General features: G+C 64.3%; 17 protein-coding genes and 2 tRNA genes. 12 read left to right on the top strand and 7 right to left on the bottom strand.

The genetic code is table 11. The features are described from left to right. Positions 1-3: 3 nt before the first annotated feature. The 5 genes from AC1DDH_RS13265 to rpmH are packed head-to-tail and all read right to left on the bottom strand — an operon-like array spanning position 4 to position 2,558. A complete protein-coding gene (locus AC1DDH_RS13265) occupies positions 4-594 on the bottom strand; it encodes a Jag family protein (RefSeq protein WP_230009108.1) in 591 nt (196 codons plus the stop codon). Continuing rightward, on the bottom strand, positions 594-1,565 hold the full coding sequence (yidC, locus tag AC1DDH_RS13260) for a membrane protein insertase YidC (protein WP_223914872.1): 972 nt from the start codon (positions 1,563-1,565) through the stop codon (positions 594-596). Before yidC ends, AC1DDH_RS13265 begins: the two co-directional genes overlap by 1 nt. Before the next feature lie 15 nt (positions 1,566-1,580). Beyond that, positions 1,581-1,976, bottom strand: a complete 396-nt coding sequence (gene yidD / locus AC1DDH_RS13255) for a membrane protein insertion efficiency factor YidD (RefSeq protein WP_230009110.1) — start codon at positions 1,974-1,976, stop codon at positions 1,581-1,583. Then, the gene (rnpA, locus tag AC1DDH_RS13250; RefSeq protein ID WP_079552763.1) at positions 1,969-2,379 is read right to left on the bottom strand and encodes a ribonuclease P protein component; all 411 of its coding nucleotides are present in this window, start codon (positions 2,377-2,379) and stop codon (positions 1,969-1,971) included. Before rnpA ends, yidD begins: the two co-directional genes overlap by 8 nt. 41 nt (positions 2,380-2,420) lie before the next feature. Continuing rightward, positions 2,421-2,558: a 50S ribosomal protein L34 gene (gene rpmH, locus AC1DDH_RS13245; RefSeq protein WP_003800212.1), complete on the bottom strand. Its 138-nt coding sequence runs from the start codon at positions 2,556-2,558 to the stop codon at positions 2,421-2,423. A gap of 463 nt (positions 2,559-3,021) precedes the next feature. Between rpmH and dnaA the strand changes: the two genes are divergently transcribed. The 11 genes from dnaA to AC1DDH_RS13190 all read left to right on the top strand — a co-directional run bounded on the left by dnaA (position 3,022) and on the right by AC1DDH_RS13190 (position 15,412). Continuing rightward, complete coding sequence (gene dnaA, locus AC1DDH_RS13240) at positions 3,022-4,443, top strand: chromosomal replication initiator protein DnaA (protein ID WP_018775671.1); 1,422 nt, start codon at positions 3,022-3,024, stop codon at positions 4,441-4,443. Between the two features lie 585 nt (positions 4,444-5,028). Further along, positions 5,029-6,153, top strand: coding sequence for a DNA polymerase III subunit beta (gene dnaN, locus AC1DDH_RS13235; protein WP_018775670.1), 1,125 nt, complete (start codon positions 5,029-5,031; stop codon positions 6,151-6,153). Positions 6,154-6,252: 99 nt separating this feature from the next. Next, a complete protein-coding gene (gene gnd, locus AC1DDH_RS13230) occupies positions 6,253-7,137 on the top strand; it encodes a phosphogluconate dehydrogenase (NAD(+)-dependent, decarboxylating) (protein WP_223915420.1) in 885 nt (294 codons plus the stop codon). A gap of 45 nt (positions 7,138-7,182) precedes the next feature. Then, positions 7,183-8,409, top strand: a complete 1,227-nt coding sequence (gene recF, locus AC1DDH_RS13225; RefSeq protein WP_476870306.1) for a DNA replication/repair protein RecF — start codon at positions 7,183-7,185, stop codon at positions 8,407-8,409. Further along, positions 8,406-8,963, top strand: a complete 558-nt coding sequence (locus AC1DDH_RS13220; protein ID WP_223914868.1) for a DciA family protein — start codon at positions 8,406-8,408, stop codon at positions 8,961-8,963. Before recF ends, AC1DDH_RS13220 begins: the two co-directional genes overlap by 4 nt. A 414-nt stretch (positions 8,964-9,377) precedes the next feature. Next, a complete protein-coding gene (gyrB, locus tag AC1DDH_RS13215; protein WP_374706707.1) occupies positions 9,378-11,477 on the top strand; it encodes a DNA topoisomerase (ATP-hydrolyzing) subunit B in 2,100 nt (699 codons plus the stop codon). Positions 11,478-11,538: 61 nt separating this feature from the next. Next, entirely contained in the window at positions 11,539-14,277 is a 2,739-nt protein-coding gene (gyrA, locus tag AC1DDH_RS13210; protein WP_476850707.1) for a DNA gyrase subunit A, read from the top strand. Next, on the top strand, positions 14,274-14,906 hold the full coding sequence (locus tag AC1DDH_RS13205) for a DUF3566 domain-containing protein (protein ID WP_476955592.1): 633 nt from the start codon (positions 14,274-14,276) through the stop codon (positions 14,904-14,906). The genes gyrA and AC1DDH_RS13205 overlap by 4 nt, the downstream gene beginning before the upstream one ends. Before the next feature lie 98 nt (positions 14,907-15,004). Next, positions 15,005-15,078 (top strand) — tRNA-Ile (locus AC1DDH_RS13200). 63 nt (positions 15,079-15,141) lie between these two features. Then, positions 15,142-15,264 carry a DLW-39 family protein gene (locus AC1DDH_RS13195; protein WP_308288829.1) on the top strand — a complete coding sequence of 41 codons (123 nt, stop codon included), beginning with the start codon at positions 15,142-15,144 and terminating at the stop codon, positions 15,262-15,264. A gap of 72 nt (positions 15,265-15,336) precedes the next feature. Beyond that, positions 15,337-15,412, top strand: a tRNA-Ala gene (locus AC1DDH_RS13190). 58 nt (positions 15,413-15,470) lie between these two features. Here AC1DDH_RS13190 and AC1DDH_RS13185 read toward each other — a convergent pair. Then, positions 15,471-15,839, bottom strand: a complete 369-nt coding sequence (locus AC1DDH_RS13185; protein ID WP_028275348.1) for a cupin domain-containing protein — start codon at positions 15,837-15,839, stop codon at positions 15,471-15,473. Positions 15,840-15,970: 131 nt separating this feature from the next. Here AC1DDH_RS13185 and AC1DDH_RS13180 point away from each other — a divergent pair, with 131 nt between their 5' ends. Further along, positions 15,971-16,900: a DMT family transporter gene (locus AC1DDH_RS13180; RefSeq protein WP_476850708.1), complete on the top strand. Its 930-nt coding sequence runs from the start codon at positions 15,971-15,973 to the stop codon at positions 16,898-16,900. 54 nt (positions 16,901-16,954) lie between these two features. On the opposite strand, the gene AC1DDH_RS13175 is transcribed toward AC1DDH_RS13180, so the two are convergent. Beyond that, positions 16,955-17,827, bottom strand: a complete 873-nt coding sequence (locus AC1DDH_RS13175; protein WP_223914864.1) for a glycosyltransferase family 2 protein — start codon at positions 17,825-17,827, stop codon at positions 16,955-16,957. Positions 17,828-17,943: the final 116 nt, after the last annotated feature.

Here is a 17,943-nt window from a genome sequence, read left to right as displayed (position 1 = left end):
GGTTCAGTCTGCGGAGACAACGATGTGCCGGTCGGCGCCTTCGCCTTCGGACTCGCTCACGAGTCCCAAATCAGCGACGGCGTCATGCACGATCTTGCGTTCGTAGGCGCTCATCGGAGCCAGGGCAACTGCCTCACCGGAATCCTTCACAGCGGCGACGGCGTCTTCAGCGATCTTCTGCAGGTCGCCGGCGCGCTCGGCACGGTAGCCGTTGATATCCAGCACCAGGCGGGAGCGGTTCTCCGTCGCGGAGAGGACCGCGAGCCGCGTGAGCTCCTGGAGGGCCTCAAGGACTTCGCCGTCACGGCCCACCAGGCTGTCCAGCCCGGCGGCTTCCTCTTCGGCGACGATCGAGATGTAGGTGCGGCCGTTGCGGACCTCGATGTCGATGTCGCCATCAATGTCCGCGATATCCAGCAGTTCCTCGAGGTAGTCCGCAGCGACGTCGCCTTCTTCTTCGAGGCGGCTGGCGGAAACACTCTTGCCGGTGCCGGTCTCCGCACCCTGTGACGAGTCGTCGGCCGCGCTCTGGGCGTCGTCCCGGTCGTCGTCAAACTCGGCGGAAATAGCGTGTTCGGTGCTCTCGGCGGACATTACTTCCTCTTCCTGTTCTTGCGTTGCGGCTGGACGCGCTGGGTCTTGGCTTCGACGGCGGCCGCGGCGGAGGCTTCGGCCTCGGCGTCGACCTTCTTGCCGCCCAAAAGGGGCAGGGCGGGCAGGCCCTTGGCTGCCCGGCGCTCGGCGAGAGCCTTGGCCGCCGGCGATCCCGGCGTAGGCATCCGGCGGATCACGAAGAACTGCTGTCCCATGGTCCACAGGTTGGTGGTGGTCCAGTAGATCAGGACGCCGATGGGGAAGTTAATACCGCCCACACCGAAGACGACCGGCAGGATGTAGAGCATCATTTTCTGCTGGCGCATGAACGGGCTGGCCAGGGCCTCTTCGGACATGTTCTTGGCCATGATCTGCTTCTGCGTGATGAACTGCGAGGCCGTCATGGCCAGGATCATCACGATGGAGAGGATCCACACCGACATCTGGTTCCCGCCGCCGCCGTGGAGCAGGGAGGCGGAGAGCGGGGCACCGAAGATGGTGGATTCGTCGAACTGCTTGACCTGTTCCGGGCTCATGGCGCCGATGCCCTGGCCGCCCGCTTTAGCCGAACTGATGCCGGAGAGCACCTGGAAGAGCGCAAAGAAGAAGGGCATCTGGATCAGCATGGGCAGGCAGGCGGAGAACGGGTTGGTGCCGTGCTTCTTGTACAGCGCCATCTGTTCCTGCGCCATGGCCTGGCGGGAGAGCTGGTCCGTCTTGCCCTTGTACTTGTCCTGCATTTTCTTCAGGTCCGGCTGCAGGAGCTGCATCCCGCGCTGGGCCTTGATCTGCTTGACGAAGACGGGAATCAGGGCGGCGCGGATGACCAGCACCAGCCCGATGATGGCCAGGGTCCAGGTCCAGCCGCTGGCCGCCGGCATGCCAATGGCGCTGAGTCCGTCATGGAAGCCGACCATGATGGCTGAGACCAGCCATTTGAACGGGGCCAAGATTGTTCCAAAGATGTCCATACGATTCCCTATTCGTCAGGCCGCAGTGCGGCCTTCTCCATCAGGCTGAGCAGCCAGGTATATGTCCGGATTGTTCAGCACAACAATTGTGGGGGTGCGGCCCGCGGGCCATTCCCGATGCCCGGCGGGGACATGGTCCACACCACCGGCATTCCATGGATGGCAGCGCAACAGGCGCCTCGCAGCGAGCCAGCTTCCTTTCACCGCGCCGTGGACGGTGATCGCTTCAAGGGCATAGGCCGAACAGCTGGGGAAAAAACGGCAAACCTGGCCGTACAGCGGTGAGATCACCTTGCGGTACGCCAGGAGCAACAGGATGAGGACATCGCGGGGCAGGTTCCAGACTGCCCGGCCCAACCATGCTGCTGCGGATCTTGCAGGAGGGACGACGGCGGCAGTTGAGTTACGCACGCGGGGTCCCTTCCTGTGTCGTCTCGTTAGAACCTGGTGAAGCAGCCTGCGAAAGGCGGTTGCCCAGCCTTTTCATGGTCGTCTCCAAAGCGGCGTCATAGTCGGCAAGCAGCTGGTCCCAGCTGGCTCCCGCTGCGGCGGGCAGGGCCCGGACCACAATGGCGAACCCGCTGCCGTATTTCTGCAACGACAATGCACCGGCTTCTCTCAGTCTCCTCTTAACGAGGTTCCTGACAACAGCGTTCCCGACACTCTTGGAAACGATGAATCCGATCCGGCTTGGTTCATCGGCAGCGAGAGCTGCCGCATATAACACTACGTTCCGGCGTCCATTGCGGACACCGGAACGTACAGTTGTTGAAAAATCGGTTGATGTCCGCAGACGGTTCCTGGTGGCTAGCACCGTTCAACTCGCACAGGGATATGGACCGACGAGTCAGTTATTTAGGCCGACAGTTCGGTGCGGCCCTTGCCACGACGGGCTGCCAGGATGGCACGGCCGGCACGGGTACGCATACGAAGGCGGAAGCCGTGCTTCTTGGCTCGACGGCGGTTATTCGGCTGAAAAGTCCGCTTGCTCACGTTAGTTACTCCAGTGGATCAAAGGTGCGCCCACCCGATCAAGGGGAAGAACTGGCCGACGCTAAGTTTTGGTATGTGCCGCTTCCCTCGTATCTCACACGACGCGGGGCGTCAGGAAAGATGCAGATGAGGCGAAAAGCGTACACATGGGACTTCACAACGTTAGGGCTTGCCAACCTCCCGAGTCAAACCGGGGACCGCTCCGCAAGCTATCCCCACCTGTGGCTAACTGCTCCCGCAGCCTGTGGATGAAGTGCGTCACGCGCCCCATTTCAGAACCACAACGGTGTAATTATCCACAGGACTGAACCCAGCTATCTTCTGGCGTTTTCATCCCCTACAGTGTCTCAGTAACCCCTTATCCACGGACTGTGCATAACCCTGTGGATTGAGCCGGCCGGTGGACAGCTCCGGACCGCGTGGATGCACGTAATGCAGGCCAGCAAGTTTGAGGAACTGATTGATGACAGTAGACGAAGCCAACCAAGCCAACACTGTCGGAAGTTCCTGGCGGCGGGTAGTGAGCCTCCTGGAGAACGACCACCGTGTCTCTCCCCGGCAGCGCGGCTTCGTCATCCTCGCCCAGGCGCAGGGGCTCATCGGTTCCACCCTGCTGGTGGCAGTTCCGAATGAGCTCACCCGCGAAGTGCTGCAGACCCAGGTCAAGGAAGCCCTCGACGACGCGCTCCGCAGCGTGTTTTCCGACGAAATCCGCTGCGCGATCGACGTCGACACGGATCTGGTGCCGCTGCACACAGAACCCGAACCCGCCGTCGAACTTTCCCTGGCCGCCGACCCGACCGTGGAGTTGAAGCCGCAGCCGATGCTGCCGAGCACCTCGCACGAATTCGGCCGGCTGAACCCGAAGTACGTCTTCGACACCTTCGTTATCGGTTCCTCCAACCGGTTCGCCCACGCAGCCGCCGTGGCAGTAGCCGAGGCGCCGGCGAAGGCCTACAACCCGCTGTTCATCTACGGGGACTCCGGACTCGGCAAGACCCACCTGCTTCACGCGATCGGCCACTATGCGCGCCGGCTCTACAGCGGGATCCGGGTCCGCTACGTCAATTCCGAGGAATTCACCAACGACTTCATCAACTCCATCCGCGACGATGAAGGCACCAGCTTCAAGACCACGTACCGCAACGTGGATGTGCTGCTGATCGACGACATCCAGTTCCTGGCCGGCAAGGACCGGACGCTGGAGGAGTTCTTCCACACGTTCAACGCCCTGCACAACAACAACAAGCAGGTGGTCATCACCTCGGACCAGCCGCCGAAACTGCTCGCCGGCTTCGAGGACCGGATGAAGTCGCGCTTCGAATGGGGCCTGCTGACCGACATCCAGCCGCCCGAACTGGAGACCCGCATCGCGATCCTCCGGAAGAAGGCCCTCAGCGAGGGCCTTTCCGCGCCGGACGATGCGCTCGAATACATCGCCTCCAAGATTTCCAGCAACATCCGCGAACTTGAGGGAGCCCTCATCCGCGTCACGGCGTTCGCCAGCCTGAACCGGCAGCCGGTGGATGTGGCCCTGGCCGAGATGGTGCTCAAGGACCTGATCACCGACGACGGTGCCCAGGAAATCACCTCGGCGCAGATCCTCACCCAGACAGCCGACTACTTCAAGCTCAGCATGGAAGAACTCTGCAGCAAGTCGCGCACCCGCACGCTGGTGACCGCCCGGCAGATCGCGATGTACCTGTGCCGGGAGCTGACGGACATGTCCCTGCCCAAGATCGGACAGGAGCTGGGCGGCCGCGACCACACCACCGTTATCCACGCCGACCGCAAGATCCGCGAACTCATGGCCGAGCGCCGGGTCATCTACAACCAGGTGACCGAGCTGACCAACCGGATCAAGCAGCAGCAGCGCAATTCCTGAGCCATCGGCCGGCGCACTCATACCTTATTAACAGGGCCCTGTGGACAACCCTGTGGATACTTAAGGGGACAACCGCGGTTAATGGGCTTAAAACCCTTAAGGCACCTGTGGATTGGCCAGTCGGCCAAAAATCTTGTCCCCATCCACACCCTGTTTAAAACCTGCTCCGCCCACAGTCCATGAACAGGGCTTAACCGCGGATTCGCACGGCAGGATCGAGTTATCCACAGTTTCCACAGCAGTTATTAACACTACTAATCCCAAGAAAATGAAATTCCCTCAAACAACAATCTCCTTCCCACCTCCGAGCAGCTCCCAGGCCCGTTCCGGACCGGCGCAGGAGACCGGCCCCGCGAACAACACCGATGTAACCCGGGGATGGGAGAAACGCTCACCTTGGGGCTAAGCTGTCTGCAGTGCGTCCGTCCCGGACATCTTTTGTGGTTCCTACCGGGCCATGGGGCCCGGGTGGGCGGACGATTCCCTTGTTGACGGAATTCGGCGTCCCTGCCGAGGTCCGCCGCAGCTCGAGCAGTTTCAGCGATTTTCAGCACTAACAGCAGCAATGAAAGGCGGCACCCTTCCGTGAAGTTCAGAGTCGAACGGGACGTCCTGGCAGAAGCCGTGACATGGACCGCCCGGTCGTTGTCTCCGCGGCCGCCCGTTCCCGTACTTTCGGGCCTGCTCCTGAAAGCTGAAGCCGGTACCGTCAGCCTGTCGAGCTTCGACTACGAGACCTCCGCGAGGCTCGAAATCCCCGCTGACATCAGCGCCGAGGGCACTATCCTGGTATCGGGCCGCCTGCTCGCGGACATCTGCCGCAGCCTGCCGTCCGCCCCCGTCGAGGTCGAAACCGACGGCAACAAAGTGACGCTCACCTGCCGCCGAAGCAGCTTCCACCTGGCCACGATGCCCGAGGCTGAATACCCGCCGCTGCCGGCCCTGCCGACGATCAGCGGCACCGTGCCCGGCGATTCGTTCGCCCAAGCCGTATCCCAGGTGATCATCGCGGCCAGCAAGGACGACACCCTGCCGATCCTGACCGGCGTGCGGATGGAAATCGAGGACGACCTCATCACCCTCCTGGCCACCGACCGCTACCGCCTGGCCATGCGGGAAGTCCCCTGGAAGCCTGCGACGCCGGGCATCTCCACGAGCGCCCTGGTCAAGGCCAAGACCCTCAACGAAGTGGCGAAGACCCTGGGCAGCAGCGGCGACATCAACATCGCCCTCGCCGACGACGACAGCCGGCTGATCGGCTTCGAGAGCGGCGGCAGGACCACCACTTCACTCCTGGTCGACGGCGACTACCCGAAGATCCGTTCGCTCTTCCCGGATTCGACCCCCATCCACGCCACCGTGCAGACCCAGGAACTGGTCGAAGCCGTGCGCCGCGTCTCGCTCGTGGCCGAACGCAACACGCCTGTCCGGCTCGCTTTCACCCAGGGCCAGCTGCACCTGGACGCCGGCACCGGCGAGGACGCCCAGGCCTCCGAAGAGCTCGAAGCCCAGCTGTCCGGTGAAGACATCACCGTGGCCTTCAACCCGCACTACCTGATCGAGGGCCTCAGCGTCATCGAAACCAAGTTTGTGCGGTTCTCCTTCACCACCGCACCCAAGCCGGCCATGATCACTGCCCAGCAGGACGCCGAGGGCGAGGACCAGGGCGACTACCGCTACCTCGTCATGCCCGTCCGGCTGCCCAACTAGCCCGTCATTGCCGTGCCCCGGACCTCCGGAGCACGGCACATGCGGGCCATCACGGCCGTCACCAACGAAGCACCCCAGCGCAGAAAAGAGTTCATCCCCGTGCACATCGGACTAATCGGCCTTGGAAAAATGGGCTTCAACATGCGTGAACGGCTGCGCAACGGCGGGATCGAGGTCACCGGGTTTGACCGCAACCCCGACGTTGCCGACGTCGCCACCCTGGACGAACTCATCGCCGCCGTCCCGGCGCCGCGCCTGATCTGGGTCATGGTCCCCTCGGGCGAGATTACCGACGCCGTGATCACCGAACTGGGCACCAAGCTCGACGCCGGTGACCTCGTGATCGACGGCGGCAACTCCCGCTTCACGGAAGACCAGAAGCACGGTGCCGCGCTGGCCGAAAAGGGAATCCGCTTTGCGGACTGCGGCGTGTCCGGCGGGGTCTGGGGCCTCCAGAACGGTTACGGCCTGATGGCGGGCGGCGATGCCGCGGACATCGAACGGGCACTCCCCGTCTTCGATGCGCTCCGTCCCGCAGGTGAGCGGGCCGACAGCTTTGTGCACGTCGGCGGCGTCGGCGCCGGCCACTACGCCAAAATGGTCCACAACGGAATCGAATATGGCCTGATGCAGGCTTACGCCGAGGGGTACGAGCTCCTGGCCGCCAAGGAGATCGTCGCCGATCTTCCCGGGACATTCCGGGCCTGGCAGAAGGGGACGGTTGTCCGCTCCTGGCTCCTGGACCTCATGGTCAAGGCCCTTGACGAGGATCCCGGACTGGAATCGATCTCCGACTACGTCGAGGATTCGGGCGAAGGCCGCTGGACCGTCGAGGAGGCCATTGCCAACGCGGTGCCGGCCCCGGCGATCACGGCTGCGCTGTTCGCCAGGTTCTCCTCCCGCGAGGACAATTCGCCGGCCATGAAGATGGTGTCCGCGCTGCGCCACCAGTTCGGCGGCCACGCGACGCGGCCGGCCAAATAATCCTGCCCGGCCACTTGATCCTGCCTGTGAAGTCCTGAATCCCGCGTGTACCTAGAAAAGCTCTCGCTCACCGATTTCCGCAGCTACGCCCAGGTCGATCTCAGCCTTGAGCCCGGAGTCACCGTGCTGGTGGGTTCCAACGGCATCGGCAAGACCAATCTGATGGAAGCGATCGGGTATCTGGCCACGCTCAACTCGCACCGGGTCAGCACGGACGCGCCGCTGTTGCGGTTCGGTGCCGAGCGGGCCATGATCCGGGCCAAGCTGGTCCGTGGCGAGCAGTCCACCGTGCTGGAGCTGGAAATCAACGCGGGCCGGGCCAACCGCGGCCGAATCAACCGGAGCAATCCGGTCCGTGCCAGGGACCTGCTCGGGATCTGCCAGACGGTGCTCTTCGCGCCGGAGGACCTGGCGCTGGTCAAGGGCGATCCGTCCAGCCGCCGCCGGTTTCTGGACGAGCTCCTGGTCAGCCTCATGCCGCGCCACGCCGCGACCAGGAGCGACTATGACCGGGTCCTGAAGCAGCGCAACGCGCTGCTCAAGTCGGCCCGCGCCGGAAAATTCAGCACCGGCCACGAGGCAACGCTCGATGTCTGGGACCAGCACATGGCCCGGGCCGGGGCTGAGCTGCTGCACGCGCGCCTGGAGCTGGTGGACCGGCTGCAACCGCACCTGAAAAACGCCTACGCGCAGCTGACCGACGGCTCCAAGGAGGCCTCTGCGGTGTACCGTTCCTCGCTGCAGGACAGCCTGGACGACGACGGCGCCACCTCAGGACCAGCGGATTCCAGGCCTGCGGACGGAACCGCAGCCGATGAGGCCGCGCCGGCGGAAGACCTGCGCCTGCTCTCCGTCGAGCAGCTCACCGACCGCTACATCCAGGCCTTCGCCGCAGCCCGGCGCAAGGAACTGGAACGGGGAATTTCGCTGGTCGGGCCACACCGCGACGAACTTGAGCTCGTGCTTGGATCGGCGCCGGCCAAGGGCTACGCCTCCCACGGGGAAACCTGGTCCATGTGCCTGTCCCTGCGCCTGGCCTCCTACTACGTCATGCTCGACGATGCCCGCACGGGCGGCTCGCCCCCGATCCTGATTCTGGACGATGTCTTTGCCGAACTCGACGTCCAGCGGCGGCGTAAACTGGCGGCAATAGTATCCGGCGCCGAGCAAGTGCTGGTCACTGCCGCCGTCGAGGACGATATCCCGGCAGAGCTGACCGGACGGCGGGTGAAGGTCATCCCGGGAGGAATCGATGAGCAGGAAAATCGATGAATAAGGATACCGACGGCGGCCTGCAGCCCGGCCGTGACCCCGACGATATCGATGCCGCGCAGGCCGCATTGAACCGGATGCGCGACGCCGCCGCGGCCCGGGGCGAAATCCGCCGAAAGGCGCCGCCGCGGCCCGGCAGTACCCAAAAGCCTGCCCGCAGCGCTGGAACCCGCGGGTTCTCCCAATTCCACGGTACCGGCAGGGATCCGTTGGGCCTCGGAAAAGTCGTGGGACGCCTCGTGGCCGAACGCGGCTGGAGCTCGCCGGTGGCCGTCGGGTCCGTCATGGCGCAGTGGGCCGTGCTGGTGGGCCCGGAGATCTCGGCGCACTGCACTCCCGAGAGTTTTACCGACACCACCTTGCATGTGCGGACCGATTCCACGGCTTGGGCAACCCAGCTGCGGCTGCTCAGCAGCAGCCTGCTGGAAAAATTCCGGACCGAGCTTGGCGATGGCGTCGTCACCAGCATCCAGGTGCTCGGACCCGCCGCCCCGAGCTGGCGCAAGGGCCTCCGGACGGTCAACGGCCGGGGTCCCCGCGACACGTACGGATAGCCCCGGCCCAATGGCGGGCACCGGATCTGAAGCACTTCTTGCAAAAACCCTTGAAAAATCCGCAAGCGGCGTGTAGGGCGCTTGAACCTCCCGGAGTCGTATAGGAACCCTAGGGCTGGACCCCGAAAGCCTTGCAGGGGGAGCCAGCGCCCTCCCAGCGGCACTTTCCCGCCCGTTTGGCGCCCTGGAATGCAAGTTTGGCCCCTATAACACGATAGAATCGGTGTAGATAACTGGGCGCCGGTGAAGCGTTGACTGAGTCCGTTTCCCACGCAATTTCAGCGTGCGGCGGACGGGATCCCCAAGTCAGCGGAAACACCCGGCGTCGTCAGTGACGTGCCTGTTGGCAGGAGCCTTTTCCACGGAAGGGGCAACCGCCGGCCTTCAACGAACATAGAGGAGTCGAAAGCGCCTGTGGCTAACGACAATGCAGAGATCCCGGCAGTGGAAGACGTAGCGGAAGCGGTGGAACAAGAGGCTGCGGTGGCGGCGCCGTCGGGGACCGCGACATCGCGCGAATACGGCGCCAGCGACATCACCGTACTTGAAGGCCTGGAAGCTGTCCGGAAACGTCCCGGCATGTACATCGGCTCTACCGGCCCCCGCGGCCTGCACCACCTGGTCTATGAAGTGGTGGACAACTCGGTGGACGAGGCCCTGGCCGGCTACTGCACGCACATCGAAATCGTGCTGCAGGCCGACGGCGGGGTCAAGGTGGTCGACAACGGCCGCGGCATCCCCGTGGACATGCACCCCACCGAGCACAAGCCCACCGTGGAAGTCGTCATGACGATCCTGCACGCCGGCGGCAAGTTCGGCGGCGGCGGATATGCTGTCTCCGGCGGCCTGCACGGCGTCGGCATTTCGGTGGTCAACGCACTCTCCAGCCGGGTCGACACCGAGGTCCGCCGCCAGGGACACGTCTGGCGGATGTCTTTCGCTGACGGCGGCAAGCCGCAAGGCGGCCTGGTCGAGGGCGAGGAAACCACCGAGACCGGTACCACCCAGACGTTCTACCCCGATGCCAGCATCTTCGAGAGCACCGACTTCGACTTCGAAACACTGCGGGCCCGCTTCCAGCAGATGGCATTCCTCAACAAGGGCCTGCGCATCACGTTGACGGACGAGCGCCGCGCTCCGGAGGAATCGTCCGAGGACGACGACCTGGACCTGGACACCGTCCCCACAGAAGGTGAGATCGCCGCGGAATTCCACACCGTGGTCTACCAGTACGACGACGGCCTGCTGGACTACGTCAAGCACCTGAACTCCGGCAAGAAGGTTGATGTGGTCCACGAGGACGTCATCGCCTTCGAAACCGAGGACACGGAACGGCACATTGCCCTGGAAATGGCGATGCAGTGGACCAACGCGTACTCCGAAAGCGTCCACACCTACGCCAACACGATCAACACGCACGAGGGCGGCACCCACGAAGAGGGTTTCCGCGCCGCGATGACTTCACTCATCAACCGCTATGCGCGGGAGAAGAACATCATCAAGGAAAAGGAAGACAACCTCACCGGGGACGACATCCGCGAGGGCCTGACGGCAGTCATTTCCGTGAAGCTCTCCGAACCGCAGTTCGAGGGCCAGACCAAGACCAAGCTCGGCAACTCCGAGGTCAAGGGCTTTGTCCAGCGCGTTGTCACGGACGGCCTGGGCGACTGGCTCGAGCGCAACCCCGGCCCCGCCCGGGACGTCATCCGCAAGGCCATCTCCGCAGCCCAGGCGCGCATGGCCGCCCGGAAGGCCCGGGACAACGCCCGCCGCAAGAGCCCGCTGGAATCCTTCGGCATGCCCGGCAAGCTGTCCGACTGCTCCTCGAAGAACCCGGAGAGGTGCGAGGTCTACATCGTGGAGGGTGACTCGGCCGGCGGCTCCGCCAAGCGCGGCCGCAACCCGGAGACCCAGGCCATCCTGCCGCTGCGCGGCAAGATCCTGAACGTCGAGCGTGCCCGGCTGGACAAGGCGCTCGGCAATGCCGAGGTCCAGTCCATGATCACGGCCTTCGGCACCGGCATTGGCGAGGACTTCGACATCGCCAAGCTGCGCTATCACAAGATCGTGCTCATGGCCGATGCCGACGTCGACGGCCAGCACATCACGACGCTGCTGATGACGCTGCTGTTCCGCTACATGCGCCCGCTGATCGAAAACGGCTACGTCTACCTCGCGCAGCCGCCGCTGTACCGGATCAAGTGGTCCAATGCCCCGCACGACTACGTCTACAGCGACCGTGAACGCGACGCGAAGCTGCTCTCGGGCCAGGCCGCCGGCCGCCGCATCCCCAAGGACAACGGCATTCAGCGCTACAAGGGCCTCGGTGAAATGGACTACACGGAACTGTGGGACACCACCATGGACCCGGACCACCGGACCCTGCTGCAGGTGACGATGGACGATGCCCTGGCGGCTGACCAGATCTTCTCGGTCCTGATGGGCGAGGACGTTGAATCGCGCCGAAACTTCATTCAGCAGAACGCCAAGGACGTTCGGTTCCTGGACATCTAGAGGGCAGTCAAGCCCCGAATATGCCCGGACTGATATATACCTGAAACGGAAAATATAGACTATGAGTGACGAAACACCAGAGGTGCCGGCCGGCTCCGAGCCCGTCCTTGAAGGCGCCATCCTCGATGGCGACGTACTGACCGACCGTGTCGAGCAGGTTGACCTGCAGACCGAAATGCAGCGCTCCTACCTCGACTACGCCATGGCCGTGATCGTGGGCCGTGCCCTGCCGGATGTCCGCGACGGCCTCAAGCCCGTCCACCGCCGCGTGCTCTACGCGATGTTCGACGGCGGCTACCGCCCGGAACGCTCCTTCAACAAGTGTGCCCGCGTGGTGGGCGAGGTCATGGGCCAGTACCACCCGCACGGCGACACCGCGATTTACGACGCCCTGGTCCGCCTGATCCAGGACTGGACCATGCGCTACCCGCTGGCGCTGGGCCAGGGCAACTTCGGCTCGCCCGGCAACGACGGCGCGGCCGCCCCGCGGTACACCGAAACCAAGATGGCGCCGCTGGCCATGGAGATGGTCCGGGACATCGACGAGGAAACCGTCGACTTCCAGGACAACTACGACGGCAAGAACCAGGAACCGACCATCCTGCCGGCGCGGTTCCCGAACCTTCTGGTGAACGGTTCCTCGGGCATCGCCGTCGGCATGGCCACCAACATCCCGCCGCACAACCTCCGTGAGGTCGCCGACGGTGTGCAGTGGTACTTGGCCAACCCGACCGCCAGCCGCGAAGAGCTGCTCGAAGAGCTGATCCAGCGCGTCAAGGGACCGGACTTCCCGACCGGCGCCACGATCCTGGGCCACAAGGGCATCGAGGACGCCTACCGCACGGGCCGCGGCTCCATCACGATGCGCGCCGTGGTCAACGTCGAGGAACTCCAGGGCCGCACGTGCCTGGTGGTCACCGAGCTGCCGTACCAGGCCAACCCGGACAACCTGGCCATCAAGATCGCCGAACTCGTCAAGGACGGCAAGATCTCCGGCATCGCCGACCTCCGCGACGAGACCTCGGGCCGCACCGGCCAGCGACTGGTGATCGTGCTCAAGCGCGACGCCGTGGCCAAGGTGGTGCTGAACAACCTCTACAAGCACACCCAGCTGCAGGACAACTTCGCCGCCAACATGCTCGCGATCGTCGACGGCGTGCCGCGCACGCTCAGCCTCGATGCCTTCATCCGGCACTGGGTCACGCACCAGATGGACGTCATTGCCCGCCGCACCCGGTACCGGCTGCGGAAGGCGGAGGAGGAAGCGCACATCCTGCGGGCCCTTCTCAAGGCGCTGGATGCGCTCGATGAGGTCATTGCCCTGATCCGTGCGTCCACCACCACCGAAGCGGCCCGCGACGGGCTGATGGAGCTGCTGGACATCGACGAGGTGCAGGCCCGGGCCATCCTGGACATGCAGCTGCGCCGGCTCGCCGCCTTGGAGCGCCAGAAGATCCAGGACAAGCACGCCGAACTTGAGGCCCTGATCGTCGAATACAACTCGATCCTGGCCTCGGAGGAGCGCCAGCGTGAGATCATCAGCACCGAACTCTCGGAGATCGTGGCCAAGCACGGCGATGACCGCCGCACCAAGGTCCTGCTGGGCTACGACGGCGACATGTCCATCGAGGATCTGATCCCCGAGGAGGAAATGGTCGTCACCATTACCCGCGGCGGCTACGTCAAGCGCACCCGCAGCGACAACTACCGCTCGCAGCAGCGCGGCGGCAAGGGCATCAAGGGCGCGCAGCTGCGCGGCGACGACGTCGTCGAACACTTCTTCGTCACCACCACCCACCACTGGCTGCTCTTCTTCACCAACCTGGGCCGGGTCTACCGCGCCAAGGCGTACGAGCTCGTGGAAGCCGGCCGCGACGCCAAGGGCCAGCACGTGGCAAACCTGATGGCGTTCCAGCCGGACGAGCACATCGCCCAGGTGCTGGACCTGCGCGACTACCAGCACGCCCCTTACCTGGTGCTCGCCACCAAACGCGGCCTCGTCAAAAAGACCCGTCTGGAGGACTACGACACCAACCGGTCCGCCGGCGTCATCGCCATCAACCTGCGCGACGGCGATGAGCTTGTCTCGGCCCAGCTGGTGTCCGAGACCGATGACCTCATGCTGGTCTCGCGCAAGGGCCAGTCCGTCCGCTTCACCGCGACGGACGATGCGCTGCGCCCGATGGGCCGTGCCACCTCGGGCGTGACCGGCATGAAGTTCCGCGAGGACGACGAACTGCTGGCGGCCGACGTCGTGCAGGACGGTTCGTTTGTCTTCATTGTCACCGAAGGCGGCTTCGCCAAGCGGACCGCTGTGGAGGAATACCGCCTCCAGGGCCGCGGCGGCCTTGGCATCAAGGTGGGCAAGTACCAGGAAGAACGCGGCCACCTCGTCGGGGCCCTCATTGTCAACGAGGAAGACGAAGTCCTGGTGGTCATGGAAGGCGGCAAGGTGGTCCGCTCGTCGGTCAGCGGCGTGCCGGCCAAGGGCCGCGACACCATGGGTGTGATCTTTGCCAAGCCGGACAAGAACGACCGCATCATCGCCGTCGCGCGCAACAGCGAACGCGGGCTCGAAGTCGAGGAACCGGCCGAAGGTCAAGATGCCGGTGAAGACACCGGCGAAAATACCGCAGACGTGACCGAAAATCGGGCATCCACGCCCGATGACGTAACGTTGGCTGAAGATGGCGGACTGCATGAGGAGTCCGCAGCGGCAGAATCAGTACCGGCCCCGGAGTCAGATGAGTCATCAGGCAATGCCGAGCTGGACGAAGACAATACCGGAGGTAACGAGTGAGTAATTCCGACTCATATCCCAAGCCGAGCAGCGGCGTGCCGAGCGGAGTGCGGCAGCCCGCCGCCGCACCGCGCGTAGGCGCCCCCTCGCGTCCGCAGCAGCGCCCCGGCGTGTCCGGCGCACCCACGGGAACGGGCCAGCGGCCCGCCGCACCCGGCCAGCGCCCCACGGTCCCCGGACAGCGCCCCGCCGTCCCGGGTCAGCGCCCCGCCCAGTCGGGCGGGCAAGGCACTGCCGGGCTGATCAAGCCCGCTCCCAAGGCCAAGGTGCGCCGTGCCCGGCTGCTGGTCAGCAAGGTGGACCCCTGGTCCGTGCTGAAAATGGCCTTCCTGCTCTCCGTGGCGCTGGGAATCGTCACCGTCGTGGCGGCGATCGTGCTCTGGACCGTCCTGGACCTGACCGGGATCTTTGACCAGGTGGACAGCCTGCTCGGGACCCTCGCCGGCTCTGAAGGCGGCGGCTTCGAATTGAAGAAGGTGGCATCCCTGGGCCAGGTGGCGTCATTCGCCACCATCATCGCCGTGATCAATGTGGTGCTGCTAACGGCGTTGTCGATGCTTTCGGCGGTGCTCTACAACATTGCCGCGACGCTCGTCGGCGGCATCGGCGTGACCCTCACGGACGACTAATTCCCGTACTTTTCCGCGGATTCCCGCGGAAAAAGGCCTCGATTTGAGATCGGGCCGGGATGTGCTGTACAGTCATATCTCGGCCCGATGAGGCATCGGGGCGTATAGCTCAGGCGGTTAGAGCGCTTCGCTGATAACGAAGAGGTCCCAGGTTCAAGTCCTGGTACGCCCACGGAACCTGTACTGGTTCTGGCAGAGGTTAGTGAAGGTTCGTCCATGACAGAACCGGAACGGGGTGCATGTGAAGAAGTTGCTGGTTATCGCAGCCACGGTCGCAGGCGTCCTCCTCTACAGGAAAGTGCAGGAATCCGAAGCCCGGAAAGTGGTCTGGAGCAATTCAACCGATACGGTTGACTAGCCCGGAATCTGGGGATGGAAGCTGGAAACCGGCTCTCCAGACCTAGGGTATGATTGTCTGGTTGCTTCTTATGGGGGCATGGCGCAATTGGTAGCGCACCTGCTTTGCAAGCAGGGGGTTCGGGGTTCGAGTCCCCGTGCCTCCACCATAGGAAAAGCCCCGGACAGCGGAAACGCTGTCCGGGGCTTTTTTCATGCCTTCCCCACTCACTCCTTCGGCTTGGCGTAGTCCGCCATCCCTTGCCAGTCGATATACACGTAGGGCTCGTCGCCGAGGACCCAGGCGTCGTGGCCCGGCGGAATCACACCGAAGTCGCCGGGCCCGAATTCGAGTTCTTCGCCGTCGTCCATGACGACTTTGATGCGGCCGGAAATCGTGTAGCCGGTATGGCTGGCCATGCAGCTGTCAGTTTTGGCGATCGGCTTGACGTGGTCTGACCATTTCCAGCCCGGAAGGAAGGTGGCCCGTCCAACCGGGCCGGCCTCGAGGTTGACGAGATCCACCTGACCCATGCCCTCGGCAACGGGGCGCGTCTCTTCGGGATTGTCCAGGCTCTTGCGGATCATTGACGCCATGATGGTCTCCTTCTTCGATGATGGCGAGACCGGAACGTGAGACCGCGCCTTAAGATTGGCACCGCGGTATGCACCCGTCAAGGAGCAGCGGCCGTAAGGGCCCCTGCTGTCCGTCCCATTAGTGTTGGAGCGTGAACTTCTTACTTGCGGCCGTAGGCGTGCTGGGTGTGGCCTCGTCGGGGCCCCTCATTGCCGCCACGCTGGGCGCCACGTCGGTCAGTGCCCTCGCCATCGCTTTCTGGCGCAACGCCATTGGAGCAGTCGTGATGGCCGGTCCGGTTGTGGTCCGCAACCCCCGTCAGTTCGGAAAGGTGACCGGAGCCGAGTTCCGCTGGTCGCTCGCCGCGGCGGTGGCCCTGGCCCTGCACTTCGCGTGCTTCATTACCTCCCTGCAGCTGACGTCGGTCGCGGCGGCGACGGCGCTGGTGTGCCTTCAGTCAGGCTGGATCGCGATCTTCCAACTCTTCCGGGGAGTCCGGTTCCGCTGGCCGGTCCTGGTAGGGCTGGGGCTCGCCTTCGGCGGTGTCGTGACAATCACCGGTTTTGATATGGGTTCCTCGCCCGAGGCGCTTGTGGGCGATCTCCTGGCCGTCGCCGGCGGCGCCCTGGCGGGCATCTACACGCTCGCCGGAGGCAAGGCGCGGCAGAGCATGGGCACCGGCGTCTATACGACCCTGTGCTACGGCATGTGCGCCGCGATTGTGGCGGGGATGGCGCTGTTGGCTGGACAGCCGCTGGCAGGGTTCGAAGCCACCGGCTGGCTGGGGATCCTCGCCATTACCGTGTGCGCACAGCTGGTGGGGCACACCGCGTTCAACTATCTGCTGGCGACCATGAGCCCGCTGCTGGTGTCCATGATCATCCTGCTGGAAATCCCCGGAGCGGCGCTCCTGGCCGCAGCCTTCCTGGACGAGACGCTGCCGGCCGGAACCTACGCGGGGCTGGCGATGATCCTAGTGGGGCTCGCCGTCGTGGTCCTGGGGCAGCGAGGCTCACGCTCCGCCCGGAGAACGGGCGAGGGAGCCGGTGAAGAGCGGCTGGCGGAGCTCGGCACCGACTAGGCCGCTCCCGGCGGCCGCATCTCCCGGTGGCCGCGTGGCCGCCGTCATTGGCCGCTATTGGCCGCCGCGGCGGGCCGGCTGGGGAACGTTGACCGTGTGGATGGCACGGAGCAGTTTCGCCGGGAAGTAGACCGAGAAGAAGACCACCATGGGCGCCTTCAGTGCCATCTTCTTGACGTTGTGGGCCTTGTAGGTGCGGTCAAAGCGCGTCACGTAGTAGCGGTAATCCCGCGGCGAGTCCTCCAGCCGCCGGGCCGACATGCCCGAGATCATCTGCGGCCAGTACTGGATCCGGAGCTCGTGGTCGGCCAGGTGCAGCGACAGATCGATGTCCTCGTGCATCTCGTCCCGCTCGTCGCGGCAAGCTTCTGTGCGGATGGTCTCCCAGGCCGAGCGGCGCATTGCCATGTTGGAACCGAAGAGGAAGTGATACTGGTGCTTGGCAAGCCTGAGCATCAGTTGGCGCATTTTGTCGTCGGCCTTGAGCCCGAACCGGCGCATGGGCATGTCGTAATAGACCACCGGACCGGTCGCAGCGTGCACAGACTCGTCGGCGAAAGCCTTCTGCACCTGCTCCACCCAGTCCGGTTCCAGCACGGAATCGGCGTCGATCCGGCCGAGGATATCGCCCGTGGCATGGTCCAAACCGAAATTGCGTGTGGGGATGAGCCCCTGGTCGCGGTCCTGGCTGAGCAGGATGATCGGGCTCTCCGGATACTCCAGCTGCATCTGCCGCACGATTTCCGCCGTGCGGTCCTTGGACAGGTTGTCCACCACAATGATTTCGTGGGCGGGCACCGACTGGTAAACCGCGGCGATCAGACACTGCCGGATGACGCTTTCCTCGTTGTACGCCGGGATGACGATAGACACAGCCGGCGGCGGAGCAAGGAGCAAGGCATCCTGGGGTGATCTATGGGGTGACATCACCACAAATTTAGCATCTAGCCTGGCGTTTCAAGCCGGACCGTGACGTGCCTGCGGAGGCCGCGTCAAACAAAAGGAGGGATCCCGCACCGTGGCGGAATCCCTCCTTGGGAGAG

The organism is Arthrobacter sp. 10T425, from assembly GCF_056393985.1.
This window is presented reverse-complemented; position numbering and strand designations above follow the sequence as displayed.

Coding starts and splice junctions, on each gene's coding strand:
- AC1DDH_RS13175 (WP_223914864.1), bottom strand. CDS start 17,827: ATGTCACCCCATAGATCACCCCAGGATGCCTTGCTCCTTGCTCCGCCG.
- AC1DDH_RS13220 (WP_223914868.1), top strand. CDS start 8,406: ATGAATAAGGATACCGACGGCGGCCTGCAGCCCGGCCGTGACCCCGAC.
- AC1DDH_RS13265 (WP_230009108.1), bottom strand. CDS start 594: ATGTCCGCCGAGAGCACCGAACACGCTATTTCCGCCGAGTTTGACGAC.
- dnaA (WP_018775671.1), top strand. CDS start 3,022: ATGACAGTAGACGAAGCCAACCAAGCCAACACTGTCGGAAGTTCCTGG.
- yidC (WP_223914872.1), bottom strand. CDS start 1,565: ATGGACATCTTTGGAACAATCTTGGCCCCGTTCAAATGGCTGGTCTCA.
- AC1DDH_RS13185 (WP_028275348.1), bottom strand. CDS start 15,839: ATGGCGTCAATGATCCGCAAGAGCCTGGACAATCCCGAAGAGACGCGC.
- gyrA (WP_476850707.1), top strand. CDS start 11,539: ATGAGTGACGAAACACCAGAGGTGCCGGCCGGCTCCGAGCCCGTCCTT.